We start from the raw sequence: 13,198 nt of genomic DNA on the forward strand, positions 1-13,198 counted from the left end.
CAGGTATTGGGACCGCGCGTTGCGGTTGCCACGCTTGGCGAGAAGGGAAGCATTGCCTATGACGGTGAGCGCTTCTATGAGTGTGGGATCGTGCCAGCGGAGAAGGTCGTTAATACCGTGGGTGCCGGCGACTCGTATATCGCCGGGTTTACCAAGGGCGTGATCGATGGCCTTGATATTCCGGCGTGTATGAAGGCGGGCGCTGAGCTGTCGTCCCGAGTGATTGGTTCGTTTGAGCCGTACTAGGGTCAAATGCCTGGAAAGGAGTACGAAATGGTTATCGACATGTTGGTCCATCCTATGCTCTACGGCGAGATCTGTACGCCGGGTGATGAGCCTGATGGATTCGGTTTTTGGTCACGAGAATTTGGTATGGGGCATATGGGCCCCATGGATTGGGATGAGCTTCAAGTCGAGATGGACGTCTGCGATGTGCAGAAGAGCGTGCTCATGCCGCTCGATGTAACCACGGCATGCGGAGGGCACTTTGGCACCAATGAGCAGATTGCCATGCTGGTTGCCGCACATCCCGATCGTCTGTGGGGATTTGCGAGCGTAGACCCGCAGGTGAGCGGTGCCGCAGACGAATTGGAGCGCGCCTTTACCGAGTTGGGGGCAAAGGGGCTTTGCCTGCATCCGGCAAAGCAGGGTTTTGCCCCCGATGATGCTGTGGCCGAGCCGCTTTACGAACTGTGCGAGCGCTATAACAAGCCGGTGGTTTTCCATGCCGGTATGTCTTGGGAGCCGGGCGCAGAGCTCTCACGCAGTAACCCGCTTGCATTTGAGCACACAATCGCAACGCATCCAAATGTGCGTTTTAGTTTGACCCATTTTGGCTGGCCCTGGGTGCGCGAGACCGTGGCGATGCTGCTCAAGTATCCCAACTGCTACGCGGACACCTCTATCACTTACATAGATTCGCCCGAGGAGATGATGCAGCGTCTTTTCACGGTCGATATGGGACCGCTGTGGTATGAGCGCGCGCTATCGCACCAAGTGATGTTCGCCAGCAATACGCCGCGCTTCCGTGCATTCAAACTCAAGCGGGCGCTCGATACCGTGCCCATGCGCGATGATGCGCGAGAAAGGCTCTACTGGGGTAATGCCCTGCGTTTTCTTGAAGGGGATGAGTGAACATGGTGACGCTCGAGACATTGAGCTATCTATCGACTGCTCCGGACCAGTTCATCGATATTACCGAGGACGTCCACGCTGCCATCGAACGCAGCTCGGTGACGAATGGCTTGGCGGCGATTATTTTGTCGCATACGACCTGCGGAATCGTGGTAAACGAGGGGCTGCCCTGCGTGGAGACGGATCTTATGGAGACGCTTGATCGCATCGCCCCACTCGATGCCCCCTATGCGCATGCACACTTCCTGCCGAGCTATGGAGCCACCGGTAACAACTCCTGTGGGCATATCAAGAGCATGATTTGTGGAAACAGTTGCTTCTTTCCCGTCCAAGATGGCCACATCGTGTGCGGAGGTGCCCAGAACATCTATCTTGCGGAGTTTGACGGTCCGCAGAAGCGAAAAGTGTACGTCGAGGTGCTGGGGGAGTAACGTCCCTGCAATGACCCTAAGAAGGAGCACGTTATGTCGTTTCTAACCTCGATGTTCAAGACCGAAAAGCCGGTTATCGGAATGCTGCACCTGCGTCCTCTGCCGGGCGATCCACTGTATTACCCGGGCGGAAGCGTGTCGCAGGTCGTGGAAGCCGCCAAGCGCGATCTTGAAGCGTTGCAGCAGGGCGGTGTCGATGGCATTTTGATTACCAATGAGCTCTCGATGCCCTATGAGCAGCACGTTTCTCCCTCAACCCTTGCATCGATGGGCTATGTAATCGGGGCTCTATCCCATGATCTGTCGACTCCTTGGGGAGCTGAGGCAATTTACGATGGTGATGCTACAATCGAGCTGTGCGCTGCCGTCGACGCGCAGTTCACGCGCTGCAATTTTTGCGGTGCCTGGGCCGGTGATCTCGGGCTGATTAACCGAGATTTCGCGCACACCATGCGTCGCAAGGCGGCGCTGCGCTTGGACGACCTCAAGCTTTTTCACTTCATCACGAGCGAGGGGGAGGTTTATCTCAACGACCGCACGACTGCGGACATTGCCGATTCACTTCTCTTTAATTGCCTACCGGATGCGATGGTCATCGGCGGTTCGGCTGCCGGTCGCGGCGCTTCGGGCGAGCTTGCCGATGAGGTCCGCGAGCGTGTTGGCCAAGTACCTGTGGTGTGTGGCACCGGTTGTCGCGAAAATACCGTGGCTGACGTATTTGCTCACTACGATGGCGCGTTTGTCGGCACGTGCTTAAAGCGCGATGGAAAGCTGGATGCCCCGGTTGATGTTGAGCGGGTAGCTCGTTTTATGGCTGCCGCTCGCACGGCGCGAGGGAAGTAGGCACCTATGGGGTTCTATCTGGGTATTGATATTGGGACAAGTGCCTCTAAAGGCGTTTTAATCGATGGTCGATGCAACATCGTTTGCCAGGCCTCTTGTGGACACGAGACGGACAACCCGCGTGATGGATGGTACCAGCATGATGCGGAGGCAGTTTGGTGGGGCGATTTTTGCCGCTTGTCGCGCGAGCTGGTGGTGCGATCGGGGGTTAATGCGGCGCAGATTGGATGCGTGGGCCTTTCCGCATTGGGTTGCGACTGCGTACCGGTCGATACCGAGTGCAACGCGCTGGCGCCCGCGATTTTATATGGAGTCGATGCACGTTCGAAGCCGCAGATTGACGAGCTTCTTTTCGAATATGGGTCAGATCGCGCACGCGAGCTTTTCGGGCACGATCCCTGTTCGTCAGATATTGCTCCCAAGATCTTGTGGTTTAAGGAGAATATGCCCGAGGTGCACGAACGTGCCGCGAAGTTCCTGACGGCGTCATCGTTTCTGTGCGCGAAGTTGACGGGGCGTTTTACGGTGGACCGTTATTTGGCGGAGGATTTTCTTCCCCTATATGACCGCTACACTTGGAAGGTTGATGCTCGGGAATGTGCTCGTTTCTGCCGGCCTGACCAGATGGCGGAGGTAATGTCGGCTACCGATATTGCCGGGGTGATTACGCAGCGTGCGGCTGAGGCGACGGGGCTCGCGGCAGGGACACCTGTCTTAGTGGGAACGGGCGACTCTGGTGCCGAGGCCATTTCGACGGGTGTATTCCGTCCCGGCGATATGATGGTTCAGTTGGGGAGTACAGCGTATTTCATCTACCTAGCTGATCATATGATCGATGATGCCCGTCTGTGGCCAGGGACGTTTATCATTCCCGGAACTTACGGGATCTGCGCGGGGACCAATACGGCGGGTGCGCTCACATCGTGGCTGCGCCAAGAGCTGTATCGCGACGTCGTAGAGGCCGAGGGCCACGGTGGCCCCGATGCATATTCGGTTATGGCGCATGATGCCGCCGACGTGGCGCCGGGTGCCGATGGGCTCCTGTGTCTGCCGTACTTTGCGGGGGAGCGTACTCCGCTCAATGATCCCGAGGCGCGTGGCGTCTTCTTTGGCTTGACCGGAAGGCATACACGAGCCCATGTGGTTCGCGCCGCCTTGGAAGGCGTCGCGTATACCGTTGCATCCCATGTCGACATTATCGAGCGAGAGCATGGACTGCCAATTGGGCGCATTATGCTTGTCGGAGGTGGAACCAAGAATCCAGTTTGGATGCAAGCTATCGCCGACGTATGCGGGCGCGAGGTCTCGGTTGCCAAGGTTACGGTGGGCGCATGCTTCGGTGATGCCATCATGGCAGCTCTCGCAGGTGGCGCCTATGCATCATGGGATGAACTCGCCCGAGTCCTTGGCGTTGCGCAAACAATCGAGCCCGATATGGCTGCCCACGAGTTATATGCGTCGCGTCGTCATATCTTTGACGAATTGTATGCACGCAACCGTGATCTCATGCACGAATTGGTGTAAAGCTGCCGAATTGTACTGCCTACCAATAGGGACTGCGTTGTGCGATTCGCATGTCCCTTGGCATTTTTTGCCCACAGGGGTTAGCGAAGGTCAAAAACAGAGTGCGCATTTGTTAAAACTGCCGACTCGATGCGCTTTGCGTCACAGTTTTTGAGTGAGGCAATGCGCATCGAGGTCCTTGTGAGCGATTTGATGAGCGACTGCGCGCTTGTTTCTGTGTTTGGTTCGGCCGGCGCATCGGTCTCGAGCAGTAGGCGGTCGAGTGGAATCTGTCGTGCGTATTCGCGACCGCGCTTGGTCGCGAGCATGCGTTCGTTGACGGAAAAATAACAGCCCGCATTACGCGCGCGGACGAGTTCGTCCGAAGTACCGCTAAACCAGTGGAAGATGATAACGGGGGAGTCGGGGTTTGGGATGAGTAGTCCATGCGATTCGAGGACGTCCAGTACGGCTCCTGCCGAACGAACGGCGTGAATTGATATCACGCGCCCGGTAAGAGGATGCTGCACGAGCGCATCGCAGAGCCGGTTAAGTGCCTGTATTTGTAGCGGCTCACTTCCAGCAAAGCGCGCGGAAAAGTCGAGTCCGACTTCGCCGATGTAGCGTTCTTGGGCAGCAACTTCGCAAAGCAGATTGACTTCGACAAAACCGCAGTGACCATCGGCGAGCCACCAGGGGTGAAGCCCAACGCCGGCGATGATGCCTGGTTGGCGACAGGCGCGCTCGTTTGCGGCCGAAAAGTCGCGCGGATTGACGCCGCAGTCAAATAGACCCAAGCCCAGCGCCGTCGCCTCATCGGCAACGGCGTCCGGGTGAGCCATTAAATCAAGATGGCAGTGTGCATCAAATAACCGGGGCTCCATCTCGGTGCGCTCCGCTAGTCCAGACGTTGGCCATCGGAGCGTACGCGCTCAGTGCCGCGGCCGCTGATCTGGCGGATAACCTCGCCGGCAATCATCTGGCCCATGATGGGCGGCATAAAGCTGGCGGTTCCCAGCTCGGTGCGCTCGTGGATGTTGGAAGGGTCGCGGGGCTGTGTCTTAACCGATTCCTCGCAGCTAAACAGTACATGCAGGCTCTTGATTCCACGCTTCTTGCATTCTTTGCGCATGATGCGGCTCATGGGGTCACGTACCGTATCGAAAATGTCGGCAAAGCGGAGGCACTCGGGATGGAGCTTGTTGGCCCCGCCCATGGAGCTAACCAAACGAATGTCGTGGTCCTGAGCATATTTGGCAATGGTGAGCTTGGCCGAGATGGTGTCGATGGCGTCGACGACGTAGTCGAGCTTGCCGTCCGTCTGCTCCAAAACGCTCGCGAAGAAATCATCGATGTTGTCGCTCAGCAGGTATTCGGTGCGCTTGATGACGGTAGCGGTAGGGTTGATGTCGTGAATCATAGCCTCCATGACGTCGACTTTGCGCTTGCCGACGGTGCTGTGAAAGGCGATGGCCTGGCGATTGATATTGCTGGGCGCGATGATGTCCTTATCCAGAATGACGAAATGACCAATGCCGCCGCGGGCAAGTGCCTCGCAGCAATTGGAGCCCACACCTCCGCAGCCGAGCACCAGCACCGTGGCGGCGGCGAGTTTGTCGAGTGCCTCGCGGCCCATGATGATCTCGAGCTTGGTGTCGCGTGTCTCGTTGGGGGTTGCGGCTGTGGTTTCGGTCATAGACATCCTCCGATGGGGAAGCAGGTCGTGTTTTAGCTATCGCCATTATAGGTATTATCGCGATTCCATTTGAGCCCTAGGGGCTTGTTGAAATGAGGCAGAGATTCGCATAAGATGAAGCAGATGGCACCCGTTGCCGCGGGTTGGCCAACTCCCAAACACGTTTGTAGCGTGAGAAGTGGCCGTCTTCGCATTACGCGGGGGCGGCTATTTCATTCGACCTCCAATGTGGATGCCGAGCTCCACAGCCGCGATTACAAGCAACAACAACGTCAGGACATCGTCAATACTCATAGTCCATCTCCTTCTTGGGTAGAGGGAGCTGGCCCATCTGCTTCAACTTCCATTGTAGCTAAATACGAACGAATGTTCTATAGATGTTACTGTTTTAGATAATTAGACAAACATCTAAATATCGAGTATAGTGTGCGCGTCATGAGAGATGATGAGAGGAGGTCTTATGCCGGGAGAGGGTTTTAAGGCGCTGGCCGATCCTACGCGGCGGCGCATTTTGGAACTGCTGCGCGAGGGCAATTGCACGGCCGGAGAGCTTGCCGAGCATTTTGACATCAGTAAGCCGTCACTGAGCCATCACTTGGCGACGCTCAAAAACGCCGGGTTGGTGACCGATGAGCGCCATGGCCAAAACATCGTATACAGCTTAAACACCACCGTCATGCAGGATTTAATTGGCTGGTTTATGGGCTTTACAAACACGGAATGTGATAAGGATGAATAACGAAAACAAGGGCATTCACCCCACGGGGGTATCGTCGCGCGTGTGGATTGCGCTGGTCGCTCTGTGCGTCGCCAATGTCGTAGCGCACCTCATGGTGATGCCGAGCTTGCCTGCGCAGATTCCCACGCACTGGGGAGCGAACGGCGCCGTCGACGGTTGGGGCCCTAGCTGGATGGCCTCCGCGCTCGGCGTGCTGCCTCTGGCACTTCTTGCAATGTTCTACGTGGTGCCACGCATCGACCCTAAGGGCGAGGCGTATCGGACCTCGGGCAAGTTCTATCAGGGTTTTGTAATCGCCTTCACCTTGTTCATGTGTGCCATAAGCTGGTTGGGTGAGCTTACGGTCTGGGGCGTGGTGCCGGCGGTCGGTTCGGTCAACGTGCTGATTTCCGGTGCTATCGGTTTGCTGTTCATCGGCGTAGGCAACTACTTGCCGCGTGTGAAGCAGAACTATACGCTCGGTATCAAGACGCCTTGGGCGCTTGCCGATCCCGAGAACTGGCGCCGTACGCAGCGTTTTGGCGGTGCCTGCTTTATGGTGCTGGGTGTTGGCCTGATTGTGATGGGCGTGGCGGGTAGCGTGCTTTCGAGTGAAGTCGTCGCCGTGGTGATTGCGGTTCTGGCGTTTGGCTCAGCCGGAGCTGCCTACGTCTATTCGTATCTGCTGTGGCGCAAATCGCAGCGAGCCGTTCGCTAAGGTTGCGGAAAACTAGCGTACGCAGTTCATAGTATGTTCCGGGGGACTTTTCCCAGGTAGTATTAGGGGGTATGGGCAACCATGCCCCTTTTTATTAGAACGCGCGAACTGCCTCTCCGCTTTTTCCAAAACGGAGAGGGTGAGAAGATTTCCGCAGCTAGATAAGGAGAAATGACTGTGGCGGAGTTCATTTATCAGATGTATCAGGCTCGTAAGGCCCATGGCGACAAGGTGATCCTTGACGACGTGACCCTGAGCTTCTACCCCGGTGCCAAGATCGGCGTCGTGGGCCCCAACGGTATGGGCAAGTCGACCCTGCTCAAGATCATGGCCGGCATCGAGGAGGTCTCCAACGGCGATGCCAGGCTTACCCCCGGCTACACCGTGGGCATCCTGCAGCAGGAGCCGCCGCTTGACGACGACAAGACCGTCATCGAGAACGTGCGCATGGCGTTTGGCGACATGATCGCCAAGGTCGATCGCTTCAACAAGATCGGCGAGGAGATGTGCGATCCGGACTGCGACATGGACGCCCTCATGGCCGAGATGGGAAAGCTCCAGGACGAGATTGACGCCGCCGACGGCTGGGATATCGATTCCAAGCTCGGCCAGGCCATGGACGCCCTGCAGCTGCCCGATTCCGACATGCCGGTCAACGTGCTCTCTGGCGGCGAGCGCCGTCGCGTGGCCCTGTGCAAGCTGCTGCTCGAGGCTCCCGACCTGCTGCTGCTCGACGAGCCCACGAACCACCTGGACGCCGAGTCGATCCTGTGGCTCGAGCACTTCCTGCACAACTACCAGGGCGCGGTGCTTGCCGTCACACACGATCGCTACTTCCTGGATAACGTTGCCGAGTGGATCTGCGAGGTCGACCGCGGTCACCTTTATCCCTACAAGGGCAACTACTCCACGTATCTGGAGACCAAGGCCGCCCGTATCGAGGCACAGGGCAACCGCGACGCCAAGCTCGCCAAGCGCATGGAGGCCGAGCTCGAGTGGGTGCGCAGCTCGCCCAAGGCCCGTCAGGCCAAGAACAAGGCCCGTCTGGCCCGCTACGAGGAGATGGAGGCTGAGGCGCGCGCAAGCCAGAAGCTCGACTGGACTGACATTCGCATCCCTGTGGGCCCGCGTCTGGGCAACAAGGTGCTCGAGGCCCATCATCTGCACAAAGAGTTCGATGGCCGCGTGCTCATCGACGACCTTTCGTTCACCCTGCCGCGTAACGGCATCGTGGGCGTCATCGGCCCCAACGGTGTGGGCAAGACCACACTGTTCAAGACGATTGTGGGTCTGGAGCCGCTGACTTCGGGCGAGCTCGAGGTGGGCGAGACCGTCAAGATTTCTTACGTCGACCAGAACCGTTCCGGCATCGACCCCGATAAGAACCTATGGGAGGTCGTCTCGGACGGCCTAGACCACATGATGGTCGGCGAGACCGAGGTTCCGAGCCGCGCGTACGTGGCGAGCTTTGGCTTTAAGGGCCAGGACCAGCAGAAGCGCGCTGGCGTACTCTCCGGTGGCGAGCGCAACCGTCTGAACTTGGCGCTTACGCTCAAGCAGGGCGGCAACTTGCTGCTCCTCGACGAGCCCACGAACGACCTCGACGTCGAGACGCTGTCCTCGCTCGAAGCGGCGCTGCTCGAGTTCCCGGGCTGCTCGGTGGTCATTAGCCACGATCGTATGTTCCTGGACCGCGTTGCCACGCACATTCTGGCGTGGGAGGGCACCGACGAGAATCCGGGCAACTGGTATTGGTTCGAGGGCAACTTCGAGGCCTATCAGGCCAACCGCATCGAGCGCCTGGGCGAGGACGCAGCCCAGCCGCATCGTATTCACCGTAAGCTGACGCGTGACTAGATCGTTACGCGGTTTTCCAAACCGCGTAACTGCTCGACGCGGCGCGGGTCGCAAGCACCCCATCTTGCCGTTCAAGCCGTCGCTCGCGTACCGAAGTACGCGTCGCTCCTCTTTCACGGCAACCTGGGGCACTTGCGGCCCGCTCGCTGTTGGTTACGCAACATCAACAAATAAAAACGGCTCAAATCCTGATTTGGATTTGAGCCGTTTGTCGTTACTGCTCGGGTTCTTCGACTTTATCGATGGCCCAGGTGGCTCCGAGACCGCCGGTGGTGTTGCGGCGGATGCGCACGGTGACTTCGTGGCGCTCGCCGGTCTGCGTGTAGCGCAGGGGGAAGCTTGCGCGGTTTCGCGCGGCCTCGATGGTACCGCGCTCGCGGGCGATCCAGTAGTACTCGCCGACAATGCCGAGCGTGTCGGCGCCGTAGGGGAGATAGGTTGACAGCTGGTGCAGAAGCGGGCCGGGGCAGAAGACCTCGGTTGCGAAATCGACGGGGAAGTCCTCGGGGATGGCGGGCGCTGCGGGTGCGGGGGCCGGTGCTGCAGCGGGGACCGGAGCCGGTGCAGGTGCGGGAATTTGGTCGCAAGCAGAGGTGGGTACGGACTCGATGACGGGTGCGAACTCCAGCGTCGTCTTCGGCTTGATTGTGGAATCTGCGGGCTTCACGGTGACGGGCGCGTCTGCAGCTTCAGTTTCAACCTCAACCTGCGTCGCGCTCTCATTCTCGACGCTCGACTTTGCCTCGATGGGCGTGGATGCCATGGTGGTGATGCCGGCATTGGCATTCTCGGGGTCATAGACGACCGTGAGCGAGATGGCGGGCTGCGGCGTCTCGGGTTCCGGCGCCGACTCGGTAGCGTCTTGATCTGTGGGCTCGTCGGACTGATCGTCCTCGGCCTCGTCGCCAAAGACATCGCTGTTTTGGAACGCAGGCGGCTCGGGTTGGTCAGCGGCTTCTTCGGTTGTCGACTTGGGCGCTTCGTTGAGCTCCACAGTGGCTTCCTGCTCGGATATGACTTTGGGATCGGTCGTGGCGGCGATTTCGGTTTCGGCTTCTGCCGTTACCTCAATAGCGACTTCGATCTCTGTCTCGGGCTCGGGTTCCGGCGCGGCTTCAACCATGGCTTCGGGCTCGGGACGCTTAACGTGCTTGGGGCGCACGGCCTTGAGGTCCTTCTCACCGCGCTTTTTCTTTTTGTAGGACTGCTTGGCGCCCTTGGCGGTCTTGGGCTTGTCCTCGCCCTTGGCAAGCGCAGCATCCCAGGCCTCGTTGGCGATGACCGTGGCATACAGGCGGCCGCCTTTAAAGACGGTCAGCTTAATGCAGTCGTCGAGTTCCTCGAGCAACTCGCGCGTGGACTCGAAGCCCAGGTCATAAGCGGTCATGTCGCCAGCGGCGAGCGCCTCCTCGACCTGCGTCATAAACGTTTGCTTGCCACATCCAATCGCATCGCGCAGCAGGCGATACAGATAGATGTGGTTGCCCAGCGAAAGCGTGGGCCTAATTATTGTCTTGCTCATGGCAAATCTCCTCTTTACACATGTAAAGCATCTTACCATCGCATGGCGTTCGCCATGGCGGCGCCCAAGGCAAACGGGCGCGAACCGCTTTCGATTCGCGCCCGTTGTACAGGTCGGTTATCTATGAGAGGCAAACGTGCTTAGTTGCCCGATGCCGTGCCTTGGCTCGAGTTGTCAGATGCCGTGCCGGAAGCGGTTCCGCTCGAGCTGTTGGTGTTGTTACTGTCTGCCGTGCCCGTTCCCGACGTGGTGTCGCTCGTCTGGCCTCCCGTGTTCGGCTGTGAACCGTCAGTCGTTTGGCTTGAGTCGGTCGTGCCGGACGGCGTGCCACTGTTGGCCATAGAGGAATCGGTGCCCTGCGATTGGTTTTGGGTGTTCGAGGACGAATTGGCAGAGGTAGGACTGTCTTGCGTGTCGTCCGTCTGTGCCTGCTGATCCTGCGGCTGAGTGTTGCCATTTGCATCGCTCTCGGTCGTGCGCGACGACAGGATTGGCTCGGGACGCTCGCCCAGACCCTCACCGGCAGTGGTGATAAGGATGGCGCCGGCGCAGGCGATGACCGCGACGATGGCGATGGCGATCGAGAAGACGATGACCTTCTTTTGTGTCTGGCTGCGCTCTGCCGCCGCCTTGGCGCGCAGGCTGTTGGGGGCGACGCGCGCCGTGGTCGCGCGTCCCGCAACCTGGCGCATCTCCTGCGTGGTCGCGGCGCCACCTAGGTGCTCCTCGACATCGGGCTCAACGGGCTCGTAGGCGCCGGCAGGGTAGTCGACAGCGGCATGCGTGCCCTTGATTGCTTCGGCGCTGGCGGAGATAAAGTGGCGATAGACCTGCGAGGACACAACAGTGATGACTGAGCTCACAGCGGCACCAATCACCGAGCCGGCAATGCCGATCTTTGAAGCAAGCGCCACGCTCGTGGCGGCAGCTGCGGCACCGGCGATGATCTGGGGAATGGAAATGTCGTCGAACAGGCCCTTTTTGGGCGCGATGGCCATGGTCTGTCCAATGGAATGGTTCTCGTGTACGCCGTTGTTGAGCGATGCCGGCGTCATGACGCGCGTGCGCGGCGCGTCGGTGTACTTGGTTGTCATACGGGGTCCTCCCGGTGTAAATCTGCTTCGTTTCGTGTAGCCATCAGGGTACCCACCAGATGTGAATCGTACGTGACATTTAACAGATACCATCAACTCATCAATTGCTCACCAAGTTGGTGGGATGCGGTTACACCCGGCGGTTGAACTACAATAGGACTTGCTAATTGTTGTGAATGGCGTCTACGCACGGGAGCATTCTTATGAATCTTCACCTTTCTCAGTCTGATGGCTTTTTGCGTGTGGCGGCGGCGTCGCCGCAGATTCGCGTGGCCGATGTCGAGGGCAATGCCGAGGTTGCGCTGGCGGCTGTTCGCGATGCTGCCGGGCGTGGCGTTCGCGCGTTGGTGTTGCCCGAGCTTAATCTGACTGGCTATACCGCGGCCGATCTGTTCCATAACCGCACACTGCTGCATGCCTGCGAGGCTGCTCTGGTGCATATCCTCGATGAAACCCGTGAGCTGCCGATCGTCTTTACCATCGGTCTTCCCGTTGCGGTTGCCGAGAATATCTACAACTGTGCCGCCGTGTGCTGCGCGGGCGAGCTTTTGGGCCTCACGGCCAAGAAGTATCTGCCCAACTATGGCGAGTTCTATGAGCGTCGCTGGTTTGCTCCGTCGCCTGCGGATCCCGTGTGGGTTGAATTTGCCGGTCAGGGTCCGGTTCCGCTGGGTTCGGGGCTTGTCTACCGCTGCTGTGATGAGGGTGCCGAGGATATGGTGCTGGGCGTTGAAGTCTGCGAGGACCTGTGGGTGCCGGCGCCCCCTTCGACCGAGATGGCGCTTGCCGGTGCGACGGTGATTCTCAACCCGTCGGCCTCGGACGAGATTATCGGTAAGGCAGATTACCGCCGCAGCCTTATCTCCAATCAGAGCGCGCGCCTGTACTGCGCCTATGCCTACGCGGACGCGAGCGAGGGCGAGTCCACGACCGACATGGTCTTTGCGGGTGAGAACCTCGTCTACGAAAACGGCTCCAAGCTCGCCGCGACCAAACTGCTTACCTGCGATATGGCCATCGCCGACGTTGACCTTGACCGCCTGGTTGCCGAGCGCCGTCGCTCGACGACGTGGACGCGCGCGGACGATGCGCCGGAGGCCGTGACCGTCGAGTTCTCGTTTGAGGGCTCGCTCGCCGAAGAGCCTGTCCTGCGCGATGCGCTCGGCATAGACCGTGTCTTCCCCCGCGCGCCCTTCGTGCCTGCCGACCATGGTGACCTGGCTGAGCGCTGCGAGACCATCCTCGACCTGCAGACCGCGGGCCTCAAGACCCGCCTTGCCCATACGGGCACCAAGGCGGCCGTTATCGGCCTTTCGGGCGGTCTCGATTCCACACTGGCGCTGCTTGTGACCGTGCGTGCCTTCGATGCACTGGGGCTGCCGCGCACTGGTATCACAGCCGTGTCCATGCCCGGCTTCGGCACGACGCATCGCACCAAGTCGAATGCCGAGTCGCTCGCTCGCGACCTGGGTGTGAGCTTCCGCGAGGTTTCGATCCACGCGGCTGTGGAGCAGCACTTCAAGGACATTGAGCATGATCCAGCTGTGCAGGACGTGACCTACGAGAACAGCCAGGCGCGCGAGCGTACGCAGATTCTGATGGATCTGGCCAACCAGGCTGGCGGTTTTGTCATTGGCACGGGCGACCTGTCGGAGCTGGCGCTCGGCTGGGCTACCTATAAC

The 13,198-nt window shown here is 59.2% G+C and carries 13 protein-coding genes; 9 read left to right on the forward strand and 4 right to left on the reverse strand.

Annotation, left to right across the window (positions count from 1 at the left end; genetic code table 11):
- The 5 genes from ABHR76_RS07980 to ABHR76_RS08000 all read left to right on the forward strand — a co-directional run.
- Nucleotides 1–246 (forward strand): PfkB family carbohydrate kinase (locus tag ABHR76_RS07980; RefSeq protein ID WP_346977270.1); only part of this gene is annotated, 246 nt, incomplete at its 5' end.
- A 27-nt stretch (nt 247–273) separates the two neighbouring features.
- On the forward strand, nt 274–1,134 hold the full coding sequence (locus ABHR76_RS07985) for an amidohydrolase family protein (protein WP_346977271.1): 861 nt from the start codon (nt 274–276) through the stop codon (nt 1,132–1,134).
- A 2-nt stretch (nt 1,135–1,136) separates the two neighbouring features.
- Complete coding sequence (locus tag ABHR76_RS07990) at nt 1,137–1,565, forward strand: secondary thiamine-phosphate synthase enzyme YjbQ (RefSeq protein ID WP_117735290.1); 429 nt, start codon at nt 1,137–1,139, stop codon at nt 1,563–1,565.
- Nucleotides 1,566–1,598: 33 nt separating this feature from the next.
- Nucleotides 1,599–2,408 (forward strand): BtpA/SgcQ family protein, encoded by an 810-nt coding sequence (locus ABHR76_RS07995; RefSeq protein ID WP_346977273.1) that lies wholly within the window; start codon nt 1,599–1,601, stop codon nt 2,406–2,408.
- 6 nt (nt 2,409–2,414) lie between these two features.
- Nucleotides 2,415–3,932 carry an FGGY-family carbohydrate kinase gene (locus ABHR76_RS08000; protein WP_346977274.1) on the forward strand — a complete coding sequence of 506 codons (1,518 nt, stop codon included), beginning with the start codon at nt 2,415–2,417 and terminating at the stop codon, nt 3,930–3,932.
- Between the two features lie 80 nt (nt 3,933–4,012).
- Here the strand turns inward: ABHR76_RS08000 and ABHR76_RS08005 are convergent, their stop codons facing one another.
- Both ABHR76_RS08005 and ABHR76_RS08010 read right to left on the reverse strand, forming a co-directional pair.
- Complete coding sequence (locus ABHR76_RS08005) at nt 4,013–4,795, reverse strand: TatD family hydrolase (protein ID WP_346977275.1); 783 nt, start codon at nt 4,793–4,795, stop codon at nt 4,013–4,015.
- A gap of 14 nt (nt 4,796–4,809) precedes the next feature.
- Nucleotides 4,810–5,607 (reverse strand): tRNA threonylcarbamoyladenosine dehydratase, encoded by a 798-nt coding sequence (locus tag ABHR76_RS08010; RefSeq protein ID WP_271747230.1) that lies wholly within the window; start codon nt 5,605–5,607, stop codon nt 4,810–4,812.
- A gap of 460 nt (nt 5,608–6,067) precedes the next feature.
- Between ABHR76_RS08010 and ABHR76_RS08015 the strand changes: the two genes are divergently transcribed.
- The 3 genes from ABHR76_RS08015 to ettA all read left to right on the forward strand — a co-directional run bounded on the left by ABHR76_RS08015 (nt 6,068) and on the right by ettA (nt 8,900).
- On the forward strand, nt 6,068–6,346 hold the full coding sequence (locus ABHR76_RS08015; RefSeq protein WP_346977277.1) for an autorepressor SdpR family transcription factor: 279 nt from the start codon (nt 6,068–6,070) through the stop codon (nt 6,344–6,346).
- Nucleotides 6,339–7,043, forward strand: coding sequence for an SdpI family protein (locus tag ABHR76_RS08020; RefSeq protein ID WP_346977278.1), 705 nt, complete (start codon nt 6,339–6,341; stop codon nt 7,041–7,043). The genes ABHR76_RS08015 and ABHR76_RS08020 overlap by 8 nt, the downstream gene beginning before the upstream one ends.
- A 177-nt stretch (nt 7,044–7,220) precedes the next feature.
- A complete protein-coding gene (gene ettA / locus ABHR76_RS08025; protein ID WP_055251458.1) occupies nt 7,221–8,900 on the forward strand; it encodes an energy-dependent translational throttle protein EttA in 1,680 nt (559 codons plus the stop codon).
- A 214-nt stretch (nt 8,901–9,114) separates the two neighbouring features.
- On the opposite strand, the gene ABHR76_RS08030 is transcribed toward ettA, so the two are convergent.
- Both ABHR76_RS08030 and ABHR76_RS08035 read right to left on the reverse strand, forming a co-directional pair.
- The gene (locus tag ABHR76_RS08030; protein ID WP_138112127.1) at nt 9,115–10,422 is read right to left on the reverse strand and encodes a hypothetical protein; all 1,308 of its coding nucleotides are present in this window, start codon (nt 10,420–10,422) and stop codon (nt 9,115–9,117) included.
- A 140-nt stretch (nt 10,423–10,562) separates the two neighbouring features.
- Nucleotides 10,563–11,516 (reverse strand): hypothetical protein, encoded by a 954-nt coding sequence (locus ABHR76_RS08035; protein WP_138112129.1) that lies wholly within the window; start codon nt 11,514–11,516, stop codon nt 10,563–10,565.
- Between the two features lie 203 nt (nt 11,517–11,719).
- Here ABHR76_RS08035 and ABHR76_RS08040 point away from each other — a divergent pair.
- The coding region (locus ABHR76_RS08040) for an NAD(+) synthase (protein WP_346977279.1) at nt 11,720–13,198 on the forward strand (1,479 nt) is incomplete at its 3' end.

The organism is Collinsella aerofaciens (genome assembly GCF_039752985.1).
GTDB lineage: Bacteria > Actinomycetota > Coriobacteriia > Coriobacteriales > Coriobacteriaceae > Collinsella > Collinsella aerofaciens_BT.